16 protein-coding genes are annotated in these 21,754 nt (G+C 34.6%); all 16 read right to left on the bottom strand.

What is annotated here, in order from left to right; translation table 11 throughout:
* Position 1: 1 nt before the first annotated feature.
* Positions 2-271 (bottom strand): 30S ribosomal protein S15, encoded by a 270-nt coding sequence (gene rpsO / locus KF816_12105; GenBank protein ID MBX3008756.1) that lies wholly within the window; start codon positions 269-271, stop codon positions 2-4.
* 72 nt (positions 272-343) lie between these two features.
* Complete coding sequence (locus KF816_12110; GenBank protein MBX3008757.1) at positions 344-1,279, bottom strand: bifunctional riboflavin kinase/FAD synthetase; 936 nt, start codon at positions 1,277-1,279, stop codon at positions 344-346.
* Positions 1,266-2,003, bottom strand: coding sequence for a tRNA pseudouridine(55) synthase TruB (gene truB / locus KF816_12115; GenBank protein ID MBX3008758.1), 738 nt, complete (start codon positions 2,001-2,003; stop codon positions 1,266-1,268). The genes KF816_12110 and truB overlap by 14 nt, the downstream gene beginning before the upstream one ends.
* Positions 1,984-2,331, bottom strand: coding sequence for a 30S ribosome-binding factor RbfA (gene rbfA / locus KF816_12120; GenBank protein ID MBX3008759.1), 348 nt, complete (start codon positions 2,329-2,331; stop codon positions 1,984-1,986). Before rbfA ends, truB begins: the two co-directional genes overlap by 20 nt.
* 1 nt (position 2,332) lies before the next feature.
* On the bottom strand, positions 2,333-5,023 hold the full coding sequence (infB, locus tag KF816_12125; GenBank protein ID MBX3008760.1) for a translation initiation factor IF-2: 2,691 nt from the start codon (positions 5,021-5,023) through the stop codon (positions 2,333-2,335).
* A gap of 57 nt (positions 5,024-5,080) precedes the next feature.
* Positions 5,081-6,328: a transcription termination factor NusA gene (gene nusA / locus KF816_12130; GenBank protein MBX3008761.1), complete on the bottom strand. Its 1,248-nt coding sequence runs from the start codon at positions 6,326-6,328 to the stop codon at positions 5,081-5,083.
* A 16-nt stretch (positions 6,329-6,344) separates the two neighbouring features.
* Positions 6,345-6,791: a hypothetical protein gene (locus KF816_12135; protein ID MBX3008762.1), complete on the bottom strand. Its 447-nt coding sequence runs from the start codon at positions 6,789-6,791 to the stop codon at positions 6,345-6,347.
* A 97-nt stretch (positions 6,792-6,888) separates the two neighbouring features.
* A complete protein-coding gene (locus KF816_12140; GenBank protein MBX3008763.1) occupies positions 6,889-7,620 on the bottom strand; it encodes an SIMPL domain-containing protein in 732 nt (243 codons plus the stop codon).
* A gap of 35 nt (positions 7,621-7,655) precedes the next feature.
* On the bottom strand, positions 7,656-8,606 hold the full coding sequence (locus KF816_12145) for a T9SS type A sorting domain-containing protein (protein MBX3008764.1): 951 nt from the start codon (positions 8,604-8,606) through the stop codon (positions 7,656-7,658).
* Positions 8,607-9,105: 499 nt separating this feature from the next.
* The gene (gene hemW, locus KF816_12150) at positions 9,106-10,236 is read right to left on the bottom strand and encodes a radical SAM family heme chaperone HemW (protein MBX3008765.1); all 1,131 of its coding nucleotides are present in this window, start codon (positions 10,234-10,236) and stop codon (positions 9,106-9,108) included.
* A 13-nt stretch (positions 10,237-10,249) separates the two neighbouring features.
* A complete protein-coding gene (locus KF816_12155) occupies positions 10,250-10,543 on the bottom strand; it encodes a hypothetical protein (protein ID MBX3008766.1) in 294 nt (97 codons plus the stop codon).
* 29 nt (positions 10,544-10,572) lie between these two features.
* Positions 10,573-11,646, bottom strand: coding sequence for a hypothetical protein (locus KF816_12160; GenBank protein ID MBX3008767.1), 1,074 nt, complete (start codon positions 11,644-11,646; stop codon positions 10,573-10,575).
* 106 nt (positions 11,647-11,752) lie between these two features.
* A complete protein-coding gene (recN, locus tag KF816_12165) occupies positions 11,753-13,456 on the bottom strand; it encodes a DNA repair protein RecN (GenBank protein MBX3008768.1) in 1,704 nt (567 codons plus the stop codon).
* Positions 13,457-13,641: 185 nt separating this feature from the next.
* Positions 13,642-15,897: a cellulase family glycosylhydrolase gene (locus KF816_12170; protein MBX3008769.1), complete on the bottom strand. Its 2,256-nt coding sequence runs from the start codon at positions 15,895-15,897 to the stop codon at positions 13,642-13,644.
* A gap of 203 nt (positions 15,898-16,100) precedes the next feature.
* On the bottom strand, positions 16,101-16,715 hold the full coding sequence (locus KF816_12175; GenBank protein ID MBX3008770.1) for a hypothetical protein: 615 nt from the start codon (positions 16,713-16,715) through the stop codon (positions 16,101-16,103).
* A 53-nt stretch (positions 16,716-16,768) separates the two neighbouring features.
* On the bottom strand, positions 16,769-21,553 hold the full coding sequence (locus KF816_12180) for a PAS domain S-box protein (protein MBX3008771.1): 4,785 nt from the start codon (positions 21,551-21,553) through the stop codon (positions 16,769-16,771).
* Positions 21,554-21,754 lie beyond the last annotated feature (201 nt).

Below are 21,754 nucleotides of genomic sequence, written 5' to 3' on the forward strand. Positions count from 1 at the left end.
GTTACTTTCTGATGTTGAGTTCTTTAATTATTGTTCTATATCTAGAAATGTCTTTTCTTATTAGATAGTCAAGAAGTCTTCTTCTTTTACCTACCATTTGCATTAATCCTCTGCGTGATGAATGGTCTTTTTTATGCCCTTCAAAGTGAGAAGTTAATTGATTGATTCTTTCGGTAAGAATAGCGATTTGAACTTCTGGTTTACCGCTATCGCTTTCAGTCGCACCGAATTTTTTAATGATGTCAGATTTTTGTTCTTTTGTTAAAGACATTTTGTCTCTCCTTTTTATTATTCAATTGAATTCCAGTCCTGTACCGGAATTAATTAGTTAATTACGTTTTACTTATTTATTAAACTTTTTCAAAAATTCAGCGGCATAAATCTTATCAGAATTAATCTGCTGAATCAGTTCCTCTTTTGATTGAAATTTTTTCTCATCACGAACTCTATGTAAAAAATTTATTTTCATCTGTTGTCCATAGATATCACCATCAAAGTCAAATAAATTCACTTCAATCACAATTTCGTTTTTGCTCTCAAATGTAGGGCGATTCCCTATATTCATAATTCCAAAATAATTTTGTCCATCAACAATACAATCAACTATATATACTCCATTCTTCGGTAGAACTTTATTTTCAAATGCCGATTTGAGATTCGCAGTAGGAAATCCTAGAGTTCTTCCTCTTTGCGCGCCAAGAGTTATTATTCCAGATACTGAATAATTTCTACCTAAATAATCATTAGCTTTTTCAATGTCACCGTTCAAAAGTGCGGTTCTAATTTTACTGCTACTTACTATTTCGCCATTAAATGTTTCCGGCTGAACTTCTGTAATTCCAAAACTATCATTTGCCGCAATTTCCATAAGTTGATTCACATCTCCCAGTCTATCTTTACCAAATTTATGATCGTGACCAACAACCATGTGTACGGCGCCTAATTTTAGTACATACTCTTCAATGAATTGTTCTGAAGATTTATGGCTGAAATCTATCGAAAAATTAAGAACAACTAATTTATTTACTCCGATTGATTCGAGTATTTCAATTTTTTCATCAAGAGAAGTAAGAAGTTTTATCCCCGCCTCTTTTTGAAGAACCATTCTCGGATGAGGTTCAAAAGTTATAACACAACTTTCAATATTTTTTTTGCCGGCAGTTTTAATTACTTCCTCAATTATTTTTTGATGACCGATATGCAGTCCATCAAAAGAACCGACAGTTACAACTAAACTTGATTTATTTTCAAAAAGAGATAATTCTTTATAAACTTTCATTTTCAGTTATTTGTGGCAACTTTAATTTTTCATAAAGGTTTTTAAATTCCTCAATACTAAGTGCATCCTCAATTCTAAAATCGCCAATTTTTGTACGGCGCAATTCTTTAAGATAAGCTCCGCATCCCAAAACTTTACCGAAATCATCAGCAATCACACGAATATATGTACCCTTTGAACAGGAAATTTCAAAATAGATATCGGGGAGTTCTATTTTTTTTATCTCAAAATAATTTATATATATTTTCCTCGGTTCCCTTTCAATTTCAATACCTTTTCTGGCAAACTTGTAGAGAGATTTCCCTTTATGTTTTATCGCTGAAAACATTGGTACAGTCTGTTCACATTCGGCTTTAAACTTTTCAGCCGCCTCATAAATCATTTTTTCAGTTACATTTCCAATATCGGTTTCAGAATCAAATTCAGATTCGAGATCGAAGCTTGGTGTTGTTTTGCCGATAGAAATAATTCCAGAATAAGTTTTGTCACTAACCTGAAACTCGGAAATCTTTTTTGTCATTTTGCCAGTACAGATAATTACCAATCCAGTAGCAAGAGGATCCAAGGTTCCGGTATGGCCTACTTTCTTAACACCAACCGCTCTTCTAATTTTATGCACTATGTCAAAGGACGTTTTTCTGTACATTTTATCGATAAGAATAATCTCGCCGGCTGCGAAATCTGCACAATAATCGGGCGATATTTTATTCGTTATCACTCTCATGTATTTTTTTAAATAGACCTTCCATTTTTTCAACGTAGTCTATTGTATCATCAATAAAAAAATGAAGATCGGGAATGTATCGCATCTTAATTCGTCCAGCTAATTCACCGCGAATCATTCCTTTTATCTCTTCAACTTTTTCTAGTACTTCTTCCCTTTTTTCTTTTCTAAATACAGATAAATATATTTTCGCGTGCCGCAGATCGGGACTCACCTTAACATTAGTAATTGTAATAAGACTAAAGTTTGGATCCTGTATTTTATGAAGAAATATTAAACTTACCTCTTCCTTTATTAAACTTTCAACTTTTTGCAAACGAAACGACATATTATTCTAACTTCTTCTTTGTTTCTATTAATTTGAATGTTTCAATTACATCGCCGACTTTAATATCATTATAATTAACAATACTAATTCCGCACTCGTAACCTTTTTCAACTTCACGAACGTCATCTTTAAATCTTTTTAAAGTACCTAGTTCACCCTGGTAAGCAACAATTCCATCTCGATACAATCTTGCTTTTGCTCCTCTGATCATTTTACCTTCGGTAACAAAACATCCTGCTATTGTTCCCACCTTCGGAACTTTAAATACTTCTCTAACTTCAACCGCGCCGACAACTTCTTCAGAAACTACCGGTGAAAGCATTCCCTCGAGCGCAGATTTAATTTCATTAATCGCATCATAGATAATATTATAAAGTCTGATATCAACTTTTTCTTGTTCAGATAATTTTTTAGCATTCACATTAGGGCGTACATGGAAGCCAACAATAATAGCGCCTGAAGCCGCGGCTAAAAGCACATCCCCTTCCGATATCGCTCCCACAGCTTTATGTATAACTCTAACGGAAACTTCTTTATTGGAAAGTTTCATTAATGAATCGGACAAGGCTTCAATTGAACCATCCACGTCACCCTTAACAATTACAGGTAATTCTTTAAATCCGCCTTGACTAATTTGGCTTGCTATTTCATCGAGAGTAATATGTTTTATTTGACGATTATCCTGTTCACGTTTTAACTGCTGACGTTTGATACTGATTTCTCGGGCATCTCTTTCAGATTCAGCAACATTAAAATTATCGCCTGCTTGTGGAGCTGATTCAAATCCCAATACTAATACTGGAGTTGAAGGACCTGCAAATCTAACTTTATTCCCACGTTCATCAAACATTGCTCTAACTCTGCCATAAGCAGTACCAGCCACAAATGGATCGCCAACTTTTAACGTACCTTTTTGTACTAACACTGTTGCTGTAACGCCTCTACCTTTATCCAATTGTGATTCTATAATTGTACCTCGCCCTTCTCTATCGGGGTTAGCTTTCAAATCCAATAGATCGGCTTCTAAAGTAATCTTCTCTAGTAATAGATCAACATTTTTACCAAATTTAGCAGAGACTTCCACACTTTGATATTTACCACCCCAATCTTCAACAAGAATATTACGATCGGCTAACTGTTGTTTAATTCGTTCAATATTAGAATTAGGTTTATCAATTTTATTAATTGCAACAATAATAGGTACATTAGCGGCTTGAGCATGGTTAATTGCCTCAATAGTTTGGGGCATCACTGCGTCATCCGCGGCAACAATAAGTACTACAATATCTGTAACTCTAGCACCTCTCGCGCGCATTGCGGTAAAGGCTTCATGACCTGGAGTATCTAAAAATGTAATCTCTTTTCCCTCAGCAAAAACTACCTTATATGCACCTATATGTTGAGTAATACCACCCGATTCACCAGCAACTACATTAGCGCTCCGGATAAAATCTAGTAAAGATGTTTTTCCATGATCTACGTGTCCCATAATTGTAACTACCGGAGGACGAGGTTTAAGTTCATCGTCACTATCTTGTTTTTCTGCTTCTAATTCGGCTTGATATTCTTCCACTAATTCAATTTCAAATCCAAAATCATCGGCAATCAAAGTAATTGTTTCAACATCCAATCTTTGATTAATCGAAACCATTAAACCCAAACCAATACATTTTTGAATTACTTCACTAACGGGTACATTCATCAAATTGGCGAGTTCATTAACGGCAATATACTCGGTAACTTTAATTTTACTTTTATCTAATTCACGCTGTTCTTCTATCTTCTCTTGGATTTCTAATTTCTCTTTACGTTTCTTTTTACGCGCAGAAGCTCTTTCGGCCATAACGGAATCATCCATACTTAAAATGGTACGTTTTATTGCTTCTTCAACTTCGCGTTTATCTACTTCTAATTTCTTTACTTTCTTCTTTTTCTTACTTACAACTACTTCCTCAACAGTATCCTCAACGCCGCCTTTAGTTTTTTTCTTGGCTTTAAGGACTTTCTTTTTCTTCTTCTTTTTATCCTCTTCCGATTCCTCAACCACCTCAGTTTTTGGAGGTCTTGTTAAATCTTTTTTGCTTTCATCTGCTGCCGGCTCAGGTCTTCTTGGTTTTTTTTCAAGATCCATTTTTCCAACAATAGTTAATCCCTTTTTCTGAGATTCTAACCTAATTTCAGTTTGAGTTTTGAATGGTTTCTGTTCAACTTTTTCAACAACCTCGGGAGATGCAGATTCCACAATCTCTTCTTGAGTAGATTCGGGGACTTCACTAACAGTTTCTTCGCTGGCTAATACTTCTTCTGTGGGTACTTCTTCCTTTATTTCAGATTGGGCTTCAATAATTTCAGCCGGAGCTGCTTCGGATGATTGAACTTCTTCAACAGGTGCTGCTTCAACTTTTAGAGCTTCAACTTTTGGAGCTTCCTCTTTTGGTTCCGGCTCAGGTTCTTGATCACCTCTTTTCTTCTGAAATTCGGAAATCTTTTTATAATGAATTTCAGCTTTCTCGATATCTTTTTTGAAAAAGACTTTTATATCAGCAATCATCTCATCAGTTAAAGCGGACATGTGTCCTTTAACTTCATATCCTTTTTTCTGAAGAAATTCCACCAGTGATTCTGTGGATAAATTATACTCTGACGCAAATTTGTAGAGGCGAATCTTTTTTTCTTTTTTTTCTTCCGACATTTTCCGTTTACCTGATTTTAATTAACAGCATTCCCGATTATCTAATTATTAACTAAATTAATCTTCATCCTCAAACTGGTTTTCAAGAACTTCAATTATTCTTTTTGCTTTTTCTTCATCAAGACCTTCGATAGCTTTTAGTTTATCTAGGCCTGCTTTTAATACTTCTACAGCGGTTTCAAATTCATGATTAATTAATAAATCAACTATTTCTGTACCTAATTCTTCTCTTAATTCCGGCAATTCAATATCGTCTTCATATTCGTCAAGTGGTTTTTCCTGGCGAATTACTTCAATTTCGAATCCCGTCAATTTAATAGCTAGACGAATATTAACGCCGTTTCTTCCAACTATTAATGATACCTGATCGCTATCGGCTACCACGGTACATTTTTTAGTTTCTTCATCAATTTCAATTTGTTTTAATTTAGCCGGCGCTAAACATCTTTGAATGAATACAAATGGATCGTCGCTGTAGTTAATGACATCAATATTTTCATTGTTCAATTCGCGTACAATTGCGTGAATACGAACTCCTTTCATACCAACGCAAGCTCCAACGGCATCAATTCTCGCGTCGGTCGATTCAACGGCAACTTTAGCTCTTTCACCGGGTTCGCGTGCAATACCTTTTATTTCTATAACGCCGTCATAAATTTCCGGAATTTCTATCTCGAATAAGCGGCGCAGGAATAAATTATCGGCTCTCGAAATTATAATTACGGGGCCATTGGGAGTCTTTTTAATATCTTTAATTACTGCTCGAAGTGTATCTCCCTTTTTATATTTCTCACGAGGGATTTGCTCATGTCTGGGCAGCAATAATTCATTTTTATTATGATTAACTAAAACATCATTACGGCGCACCTGATAAATATCGCCAACCACAATTTCCCCAAGCATTTCATTATACTCATTGTAAACTATATCTTTCTCAATCTCTCTTATTTTTTGATTCAAGCTTTGGCGAGCGAGGTTTATTAATCTTCTTCCAAATTCTACAAGCTCAATTTTCTCAACATAATCTTCACCTACCTCAAGTTCATCTTCATTTCCTTTTGCATTTACATCATCAATACTAATCTGTGTACTTGGATCTTCAACTACGTCAACTATTGTACGTTCAAGGAATATTTCAATATCTCCTTTATCCATATTTACAACCACATCATATTTTGCTTCTTGCCCATATTTCTTTTTGACCAAAATGCCAAATATTTCTTCAATTATTCCGCCAAGAACGTCTTTATCAAGACTTTTTTCCCGAACCATCTGTGCAAAGGATTCTACTATTTCGGTATTCATTTATTGATCTCCTAAATCAAAAACTGATTATTACTTTTGCTTTTTTTATTTCGTTGAAATTTATTTTTATTTCAGAATCTTTAACAATGAAAAACAGATCTTCGCCATCTACTCTTAATAATTTTGCTTTGGAATATTTAGGTAAACCTTCTGAAAGTAGCTCTAATTCGAAACTTCTGTTTATATGTTTGGAGTATTGAGCAAGATATTTTAGTGGTCTATCAACACCAGGAGATGAGACATCCAATCTATAATTGCCAACAATTAACTTTTCAGTATCAATCATTTCTTCGATAATTCGACTGACTTTCATGCAATCATCGGTATTGATTCCCCTTGCACCATCGATGTAAACTTCGATGATTTTAAGGTGAGCATCTCCGCGATGAATTACATCTATGAGAAGAAAGCCGTTTTGTTCGACAATTTCTTCGATTTTTGCGTGTATAATCTGTTTTTCCATACTTATAAAACAAAAATCGCCCTTTAAGGGCGAATTTGAGTGCACAAATGTATTGATAATTAACTGTATTTGCAAGTTTTACGGTTAACCCGAATAATTACTTTATTTCAAAAGAAGCAGAAACAACTGCCGTAATCTCCTTTTCTATTGAAGTAACATCATTCATCCCATAATCTGAGATAACGTTAGAATTTTTAGGGGTAATTTGAATCACACCCATTCTTGCATTTCTCAATGATCCGAGATCACGACCGGTTGATTTCGCAATCCCTTCAGCCCTTTCCATCGCGTTTTTTGCCGCGGCGGCCTGTATTTCAATTTTTATATCATCAATTTTTGTGTAGAGGAATTCTGGCATATCCACCCCAATATCGAGCCCTTTCTCCAAAAGTGAGCCGAGCGAAACCGATAATTCTTTAATCTTCTCAACATCGTTGGATCTCACTTCGAATCTTTGAGAATAAACATAATAAGATACATTTTGAGTCTGCATTCCGTTAGAGGTAACCTCAAATATCGGGTATCCGTTAATTCCAAATATTTCGATCTGTTCCGGTTTGTAACCTTTATCTTCCAAATATTTCTTAAGTACAGGAATATTTTGCTGGATAATTTGATATGCGGTCTTCCTATCTTGCGAACTTGCTTGTAATGTTCCCCTTTGAATTCCATAATCAGAAACAATTGCCTTTTTAGCCGAGCCGGTAACCGTAATAGTCTGATCGGCGTTTTTTGTTGATTTCCATACCAACGAAAAAATTAGTACCGCAACAATTAATGAAGCTCCTAAAATTCCAGCGGTGTAATAATATATTTTCTTGTTATCCATATTGCCCTCAATTTTTGCGTTTCTATAATACTAAATCATCTCAACAAAACCATCTTTTTTGTTTGGACAAAATCCCCGGCTTGCAATCGGTAGAAATAAATGCCAGTGGCGAGTGTTGAGTAATGAGTAGAGAGTGAAAAATGTTTATTATTAATTGTGAATTTTACATTATGAATTCCAGGTTGTTGAACTTCATTTACCAGTGTTGCTACTTCTCTACCTAATACATCATAAACTTTTAATGTAACATGACTGACTGCCGAAATCTGATAGCTGATACTCGTCTCCGGATTAAATGGGTTAGGATAATTTTGATGTAGATGAAATTCGTTCGGCATAAACTCAACTCTTTCCACTCCTACTACTAATCCTCCGCTAATGGATTTAAGGAACAAACTACCGTCTGAGATTACCCATCCAATTTTTGCATTAATAAACTCAATATCCCTTAATTTTGCTTGTGAGTAGGGTAATGGTTTATGATTCCATGTTTTACCTGTATCAGCACTATAAAAAAGAGTATTCATATTTGTAAACCATATTTTTGAAGGGTCACCAGGTATGAACTCAAAATCACTTCCCCATCCGCCAGTAATTGGAGTAAAGTAGGGCCAAGTTTTTCCACCATCGTGAGTTGTAAAAATTCCTGTTGCATTATGAGAACTTGAATAGGCACAATTAACACCAATTTTTTCATTATAAAATTTTAATACCATTGTACCTGCCGGGGATTCAATTGATGACCAGGTTTTTCCTCCATCTACAGTTTTCATAATACCGGGATTTGCAACCCTGCTAGCATATAAATAGCCTATATTCATATCGACAAAGTCGATTCTCCGCCACAAATCTACACAGACAGCACCAACCAAATTAGTATTTACCTGAATCCAGTTCTTTCCGCCATCTGTTGTTCTGAGTATTAATGTTAATGATGTCACCGATTTAGCATCCCCCATCGCAACACCATTATTCTTATCGAACATTTTTATATAATTAATAAAATCGGTTGCGGAAGTATCATAGTACTGCACTTCCCAACTATTCCCGCCATCACTCGAAGCAAATATTTTTTCGCTCGTAGCAAACCAAAAATGCTCACGATCGCCTACCGAAACATCAGTAATTGATCTATCAAGTTGGGTTAAATTTTCAAAGTAGGAAAAACTTTTTCCCCCATCTCTTGTTATTATTAGTCCTTCTCGGAAAACAGGATAAGAATTACCGGCAATTAAAATTGTATTTGTATCAGCCGCATCAATAGCTAAAGCCGTACTAAAATTAGCAGTTGTTACTACTTTACTCCATTGAGCTAAAAGTTGACTTGAGAGAATTAAGTGACAACTCACAATCAATATGCATTTGAAAAATAATTGTAGGTTTGTCATTTTCTTAATACCCCATTATCTTAAAACCGAATAGAAGTTAGAGAACAAATAGGACTTATTCAACCCATATTAATTGTGAAGAGTAGGCTTTGAAATATTACTGAAATTTTAGTAGAAGTTCATCACACATGGCATAACCTTTTGGAGTGAGTATGTATAAATTATTTTTGATAATTAGAAATTGGTGCTCAATTAATTCATTTAAATAGTCTCTATTATTGGTGAGCCAATTATCCCCAAACTTTTGAGCGAGTTCATTACAATCCAACCCCGATGACCGCAATGCCAGCATTATATATTCCTCAAGCATCTGCTCATCCGTAATATTTTCGCTTCCGGCAACAGCATTTTGTTTCTGCTCAATTGCTTCATTGTAAAATTTTACACTCGAAAAATTCCACCATCTTTTTCCTTCAACAAAACTATGAGCCGATGTACCAAAGCCAATATAATCTTTGTAGCGCCAATAGGCATTGTTCTGAACACACTCATAACCTGGTTTTGTAAAATTAGAAACTTCATATTGCTTAAAACCATTCTCCGTTAAAAACGAAATTGTTTCTTCGTAAAGGTCGGCGTCATAATCCTCACTTTGCATTTTAACTTTACCATCAATAACCATTTTATTTAGAATTGTACCCGGCTCTAAAATTAAACTGTAAGTGGAAATATGTTTTATCGGCAGTTGAATCGCGGTCTCCATATTCTTACGCCAGATTTCTTTAGTCTGCTTTGGCAGATTAAATATCAAATCGATACTGATATTTTCAAATCCGGCTTCGGAAGCGTAGTGAACTGTTTTAATTGCGGTTTCTGAATTATGAATCCTTGTCAAAAATTTTAGTTCGGCATCATTAAATGATTGAATGCCAATACTAATTCTGTTTATGCCCGAATTTCGAAATTGAATTAATTTTGCTTTTGTTACAGTTCCGGGATTTGTCTCCATTGTAATTTCAGCGTTATCAGTAACATTAAAATTACTTTTTACAGTCTCGATAATTTCGCGGATATAATCGGGTTCCATAAATGAAGGAGTTCCCCCGCCAAAAAATATGGAGATGATTTTTCTATTGTCCGAATAATGTTTTGAGTAAAATTCAATTTCTTTTTTTAATGAGGAGAGATAGCTCGAAGTATTTTCATAAGAGATGATTGAGTAGAAATCGCAGTAAATACATTTATGATCGCAGAATGGGATATGGATATAAATTGCGGTTTCTTTCATTTAAAGATATTCTTCACTGAAAATCAAATAATCGCTCAAAACCGGGATATGGTTTTAGGGGAATGATTTCAAATTCTATCAAGTTATACTTAACCAGTGGAAAGCCGGATATAATTTCATTTGCTCTTTCAAGATTTTCACATTCGAGAATTAACACGGCGTTATTTTTATCATTACGGAAATAAATTTCCCTTATAATATTCTGCTGGTACAAAGCCCAAACATGTTTAGCTTCTTCTTTAAGAAAAGGGAGGAAATCTTTTTCCTCCCTTCCCGCAATGTCTTTTTCTACAGCTATAAATTTCATTTAATAAACTAACTGACTTCGATAAAAAATTAAAAACCGAAAGAGATACCGGCAGAAACAGTCTTTGTAGCCGCGGCTTTATAATCAGCGAATATATTTACTACAGCAAGTTTCAAATTAAAGCCCACAACAAAACCGGTTTTATTTTCGCCGTCCAACTCAAATTTAACTTTTGCTTTTGGAACCGGAACGCCATTCACAGTTTGATTTGATTGATAATCATACTGAACTTTAGTATTCGATTTTTCAAATATCATTCCTGCAAATGGTGAAATTGATACTCCTAATCCAAAAGTCTTACCTACATAAAGCCCAAATTGGCTAGCGGTACTTTCGAAAACATCACCAACTTTTAAAGTTTGAGTGAAATAGCCCACTCCCAAATCAACAGGTAATGGTACCGGGAAGAACGCGCTTGGATTATTAATTAATCCAAATCCAATTAGAGAAAAGTCCCCAAGATCGTCAGTTGTTTTAATTTTAGGTGAATATCGGACTGATAGATTTGTTCCTAATACAGTACCAACAGTAGCCTGAATTCCCGGAGTTGGTAATATGGGCAATTCGTCCAGCAATCCTTTAACTTCATCTATTGCCAGTGTATATTCATTAACAGTGTAACTTTGTCCCGATGCCGAAATTGTTTTTCTTGGAAAAACTATTTTTAGTTTTTCATTTTTACTTCCAACTATTGTTGGACCATTCATAGAAACATCAAATTCAGTTTTTAGCATTTCATTTTTTAACTGAGTATAACCTTGACTTGAGGAATTGTAACCTGAAGCGGCAAGAATTTGATCAACTTGGCTGCCATCAAAAAAGAATTTTCCTTGAGTCAGAAATTTTTTATCATCCTCATCAAACAAAGAACCGGCAGCTATAATTTTAAGATCGAAATGAAAACCCACTTTTGTTGATGAGGGCAGTTTTGAAACCCACCCCGAATTTAAATTCGAGCCGAATGCGGAGATAACCGGCTTAACATATGCTGTACCTGCGGTGGACGATAAATTTGAGAGTGTCTGCTCTAGCGATTGAGCCTGCAAATTATATGAAAATATAAAAACTACAACACTAAATAGAATAACTAGTTTTTTTAACATAGCCCTCTCCAAATGTTTTTTGTATATGTTTAATTTAATGAACATTTCTTATATGAAAAAGATTTCTTTTTCTGAGAAATGATCTGTGTGATTTAGCGCGGATTAATTAACCGGCATGGTCCATTAATTCACGTGCGCTTTTTAATGCGGCTTCAGTAATTGTTTCACCGCTTAATAATTTTGCTACCTCGTGAATCCTTTCCTGTTTATTTAATTTTTGAATTGAACTAACTACTCGGTCGGATACTTTGGATTTTTGAACGGCAAAATGAATATCTCCGTATCCCGCTATTTGAGGGAGATGTGTAATTGTAATTATTTGATGACTTTTAGAAAGCTGTTTTAATGTTTGTCCAACTTTTTGCGCAATTCTACCGCTCACACCAGTATCAATTTCATCGAATATCAATATTGGAAGATGCCCCGATTTAGCGAGTATAGATTTGAGCGCAAGCATAATTCTTGAAATTTCACCGCCGGATGCTACTTTTACTAATGGCTTTGGTTCTTCTCCCGAATTTGTTGAAACATAAAACTCAACAAAATCATAACCTCTTTCATTATATGCGTATGCTTTGTTTCCAATATTTATAGAATCTTCTGAACTGGAAATTATATTTTCAATTTTTATTTGGAAATTTGAATCGGTAATTCCTAATGTTTTAAGCGCTTCCTCAACTTCACTTTTAATTTTTTTAGCGGCAATTTCTCTTTTCGATGAAATCTGTTTTGCGGTTAATCCGGCTGATTTTCTCAATTCATTAATTTGTTTCTCGAGTTCCGAAATTCTTGAATTAAAATTTTCCGCAAGGTCAAACTCTGTTGCAATCTTTTTCCGATGCTCAATAACCGATTCGATAGATCCGCCATATTTTTTCTTCAGCAAATTTAATGAGCCAAGTCTGGTTCTCACTTCCTCTAATCTTTGCGGGTCAAGTTCTACCGAATCTTTATAACTTCTCAAGAATGACGATACATCATTTAATAATGCCATCGCGCTCTGAACTTCTTCAGATTTCTCTTCAAATGATTTATCTATTTTTTTAAGATCATTTATTTTATTTGATATGATTCCGAGTTTATCAGCTAATGAATCCTCACTTTCATAAAGTGCTTCATACACATCTGCGGCGGTACTTATCAATTTTTCGGCGTTATCTAAAATTAATAACTCTTCCTCAAGTGTTAATTCCTCATTCAAAACCGGTGAGACAGCATCAATTTCTTTTAACTGAAAATCATACAGTTCCTTTTTCTCTTTTAATTCATTCTCTTTTTTACGAAGTGATTTTAGTTCAGAATTTAATTTATTGAGTGTGGAAATATCCCCTCTAAAATTTTGTAATAGTTCTTCGGAACGCCAAAATTCGTCAAGGATTTCTATATGAGATTCAACTCGAAGCAGCGACTGATGCTCATGTTGTCCATGCAAATCAACTAATAAATCCCCAATTTCTTTTATAATATTAAGAGTAACCGGAGAATCATTTAAGAAACAGCGGTTTGTACCTTTTAAAGATATTTCACGGCGGACAATCAGTTTATCAGCTTCATCAATTTCATGAATCTCAACAAATGCTTTTATTTTTTTATTTCCCGAGACATCAAAAATTCCTTCAACTATGGATTTCTCTGCCCCTTTTCGAACTACCTCGGTTGATGCCCGTTCACCGAGTAATAATCCCATTGCGTCAATTAAAATGGATTTACCGGCACCGGTTTCCCCCGTTATTATATTTAGTCCCTTATCGAACTCTACTTCAATGTTTTCGATAAGAGCGTAATCTTTTATAAATAATGATTTGAGCATAAGATTTGAATTGTGTTGGTGCGAATATTGGCAATGAAGCGCAAACTAGCAAGCGCTAATTAAAGCATTGATAGTATAGAGTTTGCCCGCCAGATGAGTGTAGAGTATTGAGTACTGAGTGTTGAGTATTAAAAATCCTACTTCTTACCTCTCACTTCTCACGTCTCACCTCTTACCGCCCTCCCCTACTTCACCACCATCATCTTTTTTGTTTGAATAAAATTTCCTGCTGTTAAACGGTAGAAATAAACGGCGGAAGACAGTGAAGAGTAATGAGTAGAGAGTAGAGAGTGTTTATTATTAATTGTGAATTTTACTCTATAAATTCCAGGCTGCTGAACTTCATTAACGAGAGTTGCGACTTCTCTACCAAGCACATCATAAACTTTTAATGTTACATGAACATTGTCATTTCGAGAAGATGAAGTCGAAGAGAAATCTTTAAGATTACTCACTGCGCTCGGAATGACATAACTTATGGTTGTCTCAGGATTAAATGGATTTGGGTAATTTTGTTCTAAACTAAATTTAGACGGAAGTGCTTCGGTTTCATTAACACTAGTTACAACAACTGTAGGAACAGAAAGATAATCAATATGCATCCATCCCCACGATTTTGTTAATGTTAATGTATTGGCTCCTTGATTCAAATTAACATTATAGCTTTTTTCAAGCCAGGTATTGGCGATACCATCAAACATTAACTCACCAACTCTCACTCCATTTACATCAATAAACTGCCCTTTAGGAGTATCGTAAGCAAGTCTGTAACCAAACACTAAATCATAAGCTCCGGCAGCTGAGTTATTTGTAAAACTCCAAGTTATTGTTCCATCATTTTTAAGATCAACAAATGCGCCTCCGCTGGCACTCGCTTCACTTTTAATTGAAATATCAGATCCGGTTCTTTGTGTTCTCTCAGCTTCTAGTTTTGTGAATGCCGGGGTGCCATACGTTATAGTTATTTTAGATGAATATCTTTGATTTCCCCTATCATCAGTAGCAATTGCGTAAACTTTGTATTCACCATTAGCCGTCGGTTTCCAAATTGCGCTGTAAGGAATTTTATTAGTCTCAATAATTTTTGTGTGAGTAGTACCAACATTATAATAGAACGCGACATTCGTAATTATGCCATCAGGGTCACTCGCGTCTGCAGTAATTGTAATCGCACTGTTATCGGCAAATTTTTCATTGTTTTTTGGTGATGTAATACTAACTAGAGGGAAATCTCCGGCAATACCCGCCAAATCAACATCGGCTCTATACTTATCCCATAATGATTTTACGCCGGCGAGCATATCATTCTTTTGTGAAGTCGCGTTATCGGTCCACGACCAAGCCAATGCTCCGGCATATCCATTACTCATTAAAATATCATAAAGCCGATCCTTTGGAACACCGAGCGTATTTTTCATATGAAACTCAGCCATTACAAGTGGTTTATCTAACTGCCATGTAGATGCTACTTTATTAAATGGAGAATGTTTACTTCCATCCCAATCGTAATAATGAACTGAGTAGAAATCAAGTTTACCATCCGGATCGCCGCCGGCTTCTATTAATCTATCATCTCTGTAATAATTTTTATTAGCGGCATTCACTCCGGCAAATTTTTTAATTATTTCTTTAGCGGAATATTCAATCGAGTATTTCTGTGCAAATTCTCGTTCGATAGTCCGTTTTTCTAATTCGGTTAATGAGCTGATATACTCTTCAACCGAAAATTTAGCAAGAGTGGTTACATCTGTAGAAGCTTGAAAACTCCATGACCCATTTGTTACTTTCGCTTTTGGATCAGTCCTATGAATTGCCCCGGCACAAAGATTTACAAATCGTTGAATAGCAGACATTGGAACACGTTTGATATCATTCCATCCAAACTCATTACTCATTCCCTCTGGTTCATTAAATATTTCCCAGGCAATAATTGCTGGATGCTCCTTTAAAGCTTCAACCATTGGAATCAACGCGTTTCTAATATAAGCATTAGTGTAACTGGTGTCGGTGAGCATTTTTGTATTTCTGTTGAGTGCTGTTGAGTTTAAATTTAAGCGCATCATATCGAATGACCACAGACAAAGTTTTAACCCAATTTCTCTCTCCCAGGCTAAATCCAATACTTTTTTTAGATCGGCAATAGAAGTTTTACCGGGGGAAATTACATAACCTTGACTATTAAATTCGGGTGAAGTTGTACCATTAGTATGAAGCCACCATCGCACCGCATTTCCACCATTATCATGAAGAGTTAAAAAGAAGTCTGCAAACTGATCATAATTTGCATTTTCCCTCCCAATATCTGCGGCAAAATTAAACCAGGCCAAATTAACTCCATTGAGAAACAAGTTCTGGTTATTATAATTTATTCTATTTTGAATGGTTTGAGCGTTTGTAAGCGTTGAAATTAGAAGAACTAATAATGTTACAGTTTTTTTCATTTTTAATCCGTTTTTTTTAACGATGAAGATGGCTCAAATATTATTCCATAAATCCCAATTACATTCAACAGGGAATAACTATAAAGATCAATTATTTGAGCCAATAATCGAGATTTTTAGGAAGCATTTAAAGGGAATAATAATCTCCGCAAGAAGTCATTTATTATTTTAATAAACTTTTATTAAGAAATGAAGATACATTCCTATTTTTTCAACAAGAACCAATTCAAATCATCCTGCGGAAAATTCGGATCGAGATGATATGAGAAGCCATATTTAATCAATTTTAGATCAGAATAGAGTTTCATCAGTTCACCTGCAAAATCCCGTTTGAAGAGTCTGTCGCTAAAACCTCTATAATTAATAGCTATAGGTGCAGGATTATAATATTCGACAATGCAAATATATTTTGAGGATGACTCATATATTTTTTTATACAATCCAGGAAGTGAATCGGGATTTATATGAATGAGCAAACCTTTAGTTAGAACAAAATCATATTTTTTTGATGGTTCAAATTCTAAAACTGACTGATTGAATACCTCAACCCACTTCAAATTTTGTAGTGAGTTGCACGCGGTTTTATTGATTTCAATTCCCGAAAACGAGGAATGAGGTATGAGTTGTTTAATAGCAATTAAATTATTGCCAATATTCGGTCCAAATTCAAGTACACTTTTAATTCCGGTTGTCGCAGAAATAATTTGTGAAAATAAATTCAGATTACCGGCAATTATTTTTTCGTCGAAATTTCTTTGAATATAATCGTTACCGAATTGTCCTGCCCAAAAATTCTCTTGTTCTGTTTCAAAACTCATTGAGTAAACCTTTTAGGATAATGTAAAAATTTATTTTTAGTTGTCTTATATTTTTATCTTGGCAGTTTAACGCTAAACTTACTCCCCTTTCCAAATTCACTTTCCACGTTAATTTCACCATTATGAAGAGTAACCATCTCTTTGCAGAGAAGAAGTCCCAATCCGGTACCTCTTTCGTTATTAGTACCAATTGTAGAAGTTTTTTTATCGGTTCTAAAGAGATCATCCTTTATTTTTTTGTCCATTCCCATACCAAAATCTTGAACCGAAATTTCAATTGAAAAATCGCCGGCCCTCGCCTCCACAATAATTTCAGAATGAAAATAGCTGAACTTTATTGCGTTTGCAATTAGGTTTCTCAGTATTAGCTGAATCATATTTTCATCTGCTCTTATCATAAGTGAAGGATCAATTTTCATCTTAATTGAAATTTCCTTTAAACTAGCCACTTCGGAGAGAAGACGGATAATTGGATGAACTGTTGTGTAAAGATTTAACTCCTCCGGATTAAATTCCATTCTACCGGTTTGAAGTCGTGACCAGTTTAGTAAGTTATCTAATAAACTATTTAGCTCCTTGCTGATTTCAAAAATTGATTTGAGAATTTCCTTCCCCTCTTCAATAGAAATGGTATCCAATTCTTCTTTTAAGATTTGCGAAAACCCAATTAAACCTTGCATTGGACTCTTTAAATCATGGGCAACTATTGAGAAGAATCTATCCTTAATATCAATTATTGACTTTAATTCATCATTCATCTCTTTAATTTTTTGTAGTGCTTTCGCTCTTGCGGTTATATCTATCCCGACACTTAAAATACCAACTATATTACCGGCGGCATCTCTGTCGTAAGTATTCTGCCAGGCAATTTTAATTATGTTTCCTTCCCGGTCAGAGATATCATTCTCATAATATTTTTGAGCTTCAACCTCTCCTTTTATAATTTTCTTAAAGTTATCATAAACTTGTTCAATAGAATCATTATCAGGCAACACTGTAGTGAACCAATTTTTACCAATAATTTCATTCTCTTCATAACCAATTAATCTGCATCCAAACTCATTAATGCCTGTAACAAATCCATGTTCATCAAGATTTATGATAACTGCATTAGCCGTATTTAAGATATTTTTAATTCTTTCCTTCTCGAACTTTAAAGCGTATTCAGCAATTTTTCTATCAGTGATATCGCGCCAAACTACATGAAGTGTATTTTCTTCTAATGGATAAATAGGTGTAAGTAAAACCTCAACCAGAAATTGAGAACCATCTGCTTTAATATGTTCCCATTCAAAAAGATTGCTCCCCATTTCATAAGCAATTTTTATCATTGCCGTTGCTTTGGTATCAGAACGGTTGCCATCCGGCTGGTACTCGGGTGAAAGTCCTAACGGTGAGAAATCCACAATTTCATCTTTTGAATTAAATTTAAGAAGCTTTAATGTGGCGGAATTACAATCGGTAAATTTTCCATCTTTTAAGAATAGGATTGGTTCGGGAGAATTTTCGAATAGTTTGCGGAATCTTGTTTCACTTGTTAAATGTTTTTCCTCGGCAATTTTTTTATCTGTTATGTCATAAAAAACTACGGCGAATTGATTTTTTTTAGGAGAGAAGTAAAATGTATTATAATATTTGCCAAGTTCAGTGGAATAATTTTCATAATAAAGTGGTTCCCCCGTTGATGCAACTTTATGGGCTATTTCAATCCAGTAATTCTCGGTCTTTGGCATTATTTCCTTCACTGTTTTGCCCAATAAAGTATTTATTGATACGCCAGTAAGTTTCTCAAATCCCGGATTTATTTCGAGATACCGGTAATCTATTGGTTTTCCATTCTCGTCATAAATCAATTCATGTAGAGCAAATCCGGCATTCATGTTTTCAAATAATAATCGGTACTTTTCCTCACTTGCGCTCAAAGCTTCGGCGGCTAATTTATTTTGAGACACATCATGAAAAGTTAGTAATAGGTGAGGTTCTCCTTTATTTTCGAAATAAGAAAGAACGCACTCCCACCAGATTTCTTTTCCAAATGTGCTGCTAGTATTAATATTAATTTTCTTAGTTTCTTTAGTGGCTAACACTTTTTTAGCTTCATCGAGCAATCCCGATATTACCCATGATTTTAACTCTAAAAAATTTTGTTTTTTCAAGTTTTCAATTGTTGTTCCAATTCCATCGGCCGCTGCCTGGTTTGCAATTACACAATCTCCACTGGCATTATAAGCCAATATTCCCAGAGTAGAAGAAAATATCAGTTTCTCATTAAGCTCGAGATAGTCTTTAATTTCACTTTCTGAATGAATTTTTGTGACTATACTCCAGACAGAATCCATAAACAAATTTAGATGTCGAATATCAGAGTTGGTGTAATCTTCTACCTTATTAGCAACCCCAACTACCGCAACAATAACATCATTTTTAATTACCGGAATTGTAAGATACTTTTTAAGATGTATGTGCCCTTCTGGATATCCTTTTTTTAATTTATTCGCAGCTTCGTAATCATTCATGGTTATAGCTTTTCGCTGTCGTACTGCCTCACCCCAAATTCCGGTTTTATCAAGTTCGTAACAAGTTTGAGGTTCCCTAATAGCGCATTCCTTCATTACATCTTTCGACCATGAGTTTAGGGTAAATACTTTCGTTTCTTCATCATATTTATAAATGTAACCAATTTTACTTTTTGTTAATGTTATAGCCTCATGAAGAGCATAATCGAGCAATTCTTGGATATTATTCGATTTGTACTGAGAAATTCTAAACAAGCTTTCGAGTCTCTCTTCATCAGCTTTCAATTCATCAGTTATCTTCTTAGTTTCGGTTATATCTCGAGCCGCCGCGTAGATATATTTACCGAGGTATGGAAATGAACGCCACTCAATCCATTTGTAACTGCCATCTTTATGCCGGTATCGATTAACGAAATTAAGAATTGGCTTGTCTTCAGAAAGTTCTGCGATCGTCTTTAAAGTTAATTCAAGATCATCAGGATGTACGAAATCCAAAAATTTCTTGCCAATCAACTCACTGATTTTATAACCGAGTGTTGATTCCCACGCACTGTTTAGCCTCTTGAAATAACCATTTATATCGGCAATGCATAAAAGATCCAATGCAAGACTAAAAAAACGATTCAGCTCTTCAGATTTTTCATTCAATAATTGTTCTGCTTGAATTCTCCATAATGAACTTCCAATTCCTAAGGCTGTTGTTTCAATAAAGTTCCTTAATTCCTCCGAAAAATCTTCAATCTCAAATGAGGTAATATGTAATACTCCCAGCAATTCTTCATCATAAACGATTGGAATAATTGCAAAAGCCTGTAAGCTAATTTCATCAATGAATACTGAGGATTGCGCATTAATTTTGGAATGATTTGTAAATACTGGCTTTCCTTCAATCGCCAGATAGGTGTGCAATGAATCTTTAGTGTACCTAGAATAAGCGTTAACGTAATTTTTTGGTAGATTTATAGATGAACAAAGATTTAGCACTTTATCAACAGGATCATATTCATAGTATGACACGGCATCGATTCCATCCACCGAACATAGATTGGTAATAATAAAATCGGAGGCTTCACGCATTTCTTCGAAAGAGGAGAGTCCTTCAATAATTTTTTTCTCCAATCGAAGAAAACGTGATTGTGTTGTGCTATTAGTTATATCCTGAATTACAGCCTGATATTTTCTCTCTCTATCAAATTCCATTAATGAGATTGATAGGGAGGCCAAAACCACATTACCATCTTTCCTGCTAAACTTAAACTCCTCTTCGAAGTTATTGTCCGAGATCATTTCCTTTAAGAGTTTATATAATTTAAAACGTTCTCCCCGTATTGCGACATCATTGGATAAAAGTTCGATTTCAATCGATTCTAAATTCTCCTTCTCCGAAATTTCAAATAATTCCAGCCCGCTCTTATTGCAATCAAATATTTTATTGCTGTTAAAAATTATTATAGTATCGCTACTATTTTGAAAAGAATAAATTGAATTATTCTTACCTGCCCTAAACTCTTCATTAGCTTTTTCCAGTTGTTCGATCGAACTGGAGTAGTTCTTAATTAGAATACTGAATTCCGTAAAGAGTAACCCAAAAGCAATTAATGAAGCGGCGGTTGTGAAGATATGCATAATCCACCATACATGACTTCCTTCCCAACTATAATTAAAAATGAAACTGCTACCGGATAAAAGTGAGGTTAAAAATGTGAATATTAGGTATTTGTTATGCTTATATTTTTTGTAGTATAAAAATAGTCTGATTGAAACAATTAAAAACAAGTATGCGCTAATATTATTTAATACCAAGGAAAATCTACTGTAATTCCCCTCCTCAATGCCCGGTGGTAATAAATAACTGTTAAGACTTACAAATAGTCCCCATAGAAAAACACTTATTACCGTAATAATTGCTATCAGTTCTCTCTTTTTTACAACAATCAAATTCAGTTTAGGAAATAGAAGGACTAATAACCAGAAGGAGCCAATTAAATTTGCGAATGATTTTGTTATAATAAAACTATTCCCTACTGGAAAGGAGGCATGAAATCCCAGTAAGATTCCCATACTCATGAAACTTAGCGATAATGCTATATTAGTATTATGTTCTTGTGAAGGCGCTTTCAGATAAAGTAATGCACCGAGAAGAAAGAATGAAAAGCATGCCAATGCCTCCAATGTAGAATGCAAAGTCATATTATGGTAGGTAAAATTTAGAGCAGACTTACTGAAAAATTGATCGGGCATAATTGAAAAAAGAACCACTAGCAACGAGAGAGATGCGACTAAATGCCCTATAAAATTTCCTTTAAGACGTCCCTTAAACATTATAAATAGATTTACCTTAGTTTATACCAAATTATCGAATAAATTTGAAATTATTTCAAATAATTATAGAATTTCTACTTTCTCCTTTCAAATTTAGAATTGACCACATTTCTGCTAAGTAAATAAATCTGAAGTACTTTAAAATATACTTTTGATCGAAAAATTCAGAATGAAATAATTTGCTGATATACTAATATTGAA

Source organism: Melioribacteraceae bacterium (assembly GCA_019638015.1).
Classification (GTDB): domain Bacteria; phylum Bacteroidota; class Ignavibacteria; order Ignavibacteriales; family Melioribacteraceae; genus JAHBUP01.

Excerpts from the sequence above, each read along its gene's own strand:
- infB (MBX3008760.1), bottom strand. The coding sequence starts at position 5,023 with ATGTCGGAAGAAAAAAAAGAAAAAAAGATTCGCCTCTACAAATTTGCG.
- KF816_12180 (MBX3008771.1), bottom strand. The coding sequence starts at position 21,553 with ATGTTTAAGGGACGTCTTAAAGGAAATTTTATAGGGCATTTAGTCGCA.
- KF816_12110 (MBX3008757.1), bottom strand. The coding sequence starts at position 1,279 with ATGAAAGTTTATAAAGAATTATCTCTTTTTGAAAATAAATCAAGTTTA.
- recN (MBX3008768.1), bottom strand. The coding sequence starts at position 13,456 with ATGCTCAAATCATTATTTATAAAAGATTACGCTCTTATCGAAAACATT.
- KF816_12155 (MBX3008766.1), bottom strand. The coding sequence starts at position 10,543 with ATGAAATTTATAGCTGTAGAAAAAGACATTGCGGGAAGGGAGGAAAAA.
- rbfA (MBX3008759.1), bottom strand. The coding sequence starts at position 2,331 with ATGTCGTTTCGTTTGCAAAAAGTTGAAAGTTTAATAAAGGAAGAGGTA.
- nusA (MBX3008761.1), bottom strand. The coding sequence starts at position 6,328 with ATGAATACCGAAATAGTAGAATCCTTTGCACAGATGGTTCGGGAAAAA.
- KF816_12140 (MBX3008763.1), bottom strand. The coding sequence starts at position 7,620 with ATGGATAACAAGAAAATATATTATTACACCGCTGGAATTTTAGGAGCT.
- hemW (MBX3008765.1), bottom strand. The coding sequence starts at position 10,236 with ATGAAAGAAACCGCAATTTATATCCATATCCCATTCTGCGATCATAAA.
- KF816_12170 (MBX3008769.1), bottom strand. The coding sequence starts at position 15,897 with ATGAAAAAAACTGTAACATTATTAGTTCTTCTAATTTCAACGCTTACA.
- KF816_12175 (MBX3008770.1), bottom strand. The coding sequence starts at position 16,715 with ATGAGTTTTGAAACAGAACAAGAGAATTTTTGGGCAGGACAATTCGGT.
- KF816_12160 (MBX3008767.1), bottom strand. The coding sequence starts at position 11,646 with ATGTTAAAAAAACTAGTTATTCTATTTAGTGTTGTAGTTTTTATATTT.
- KF816_12145 (MBX3008764.1), bottom strand. The coding sequence starts at position 8,606 with ATGTTCGATAAGAATAATGGTGTTGCGATGGGGGATGCTAAATCGGTG.
- KF816_12135 (MBX3008762.1), bottom strand. The coding sequence starts at position 6,791 with ATGGAAAAACAGATTATACACGCAAAAATCGAAGAAATTGTCGAACAA.
- rpsO (MBX3008756.1), bottom strand. The coding sequence starts at position 271 with ATGTCTTTAACAAAAGAACAAAAATCTGACATCATTAAAAAATTCGGT.
- truB (MBX3008758.1), bottom strand. The coding sequence starts at position 2,003 with ATGAGAGTGATAACGAATAAAATATCGCCCGATTATTGTGCAGATTTC.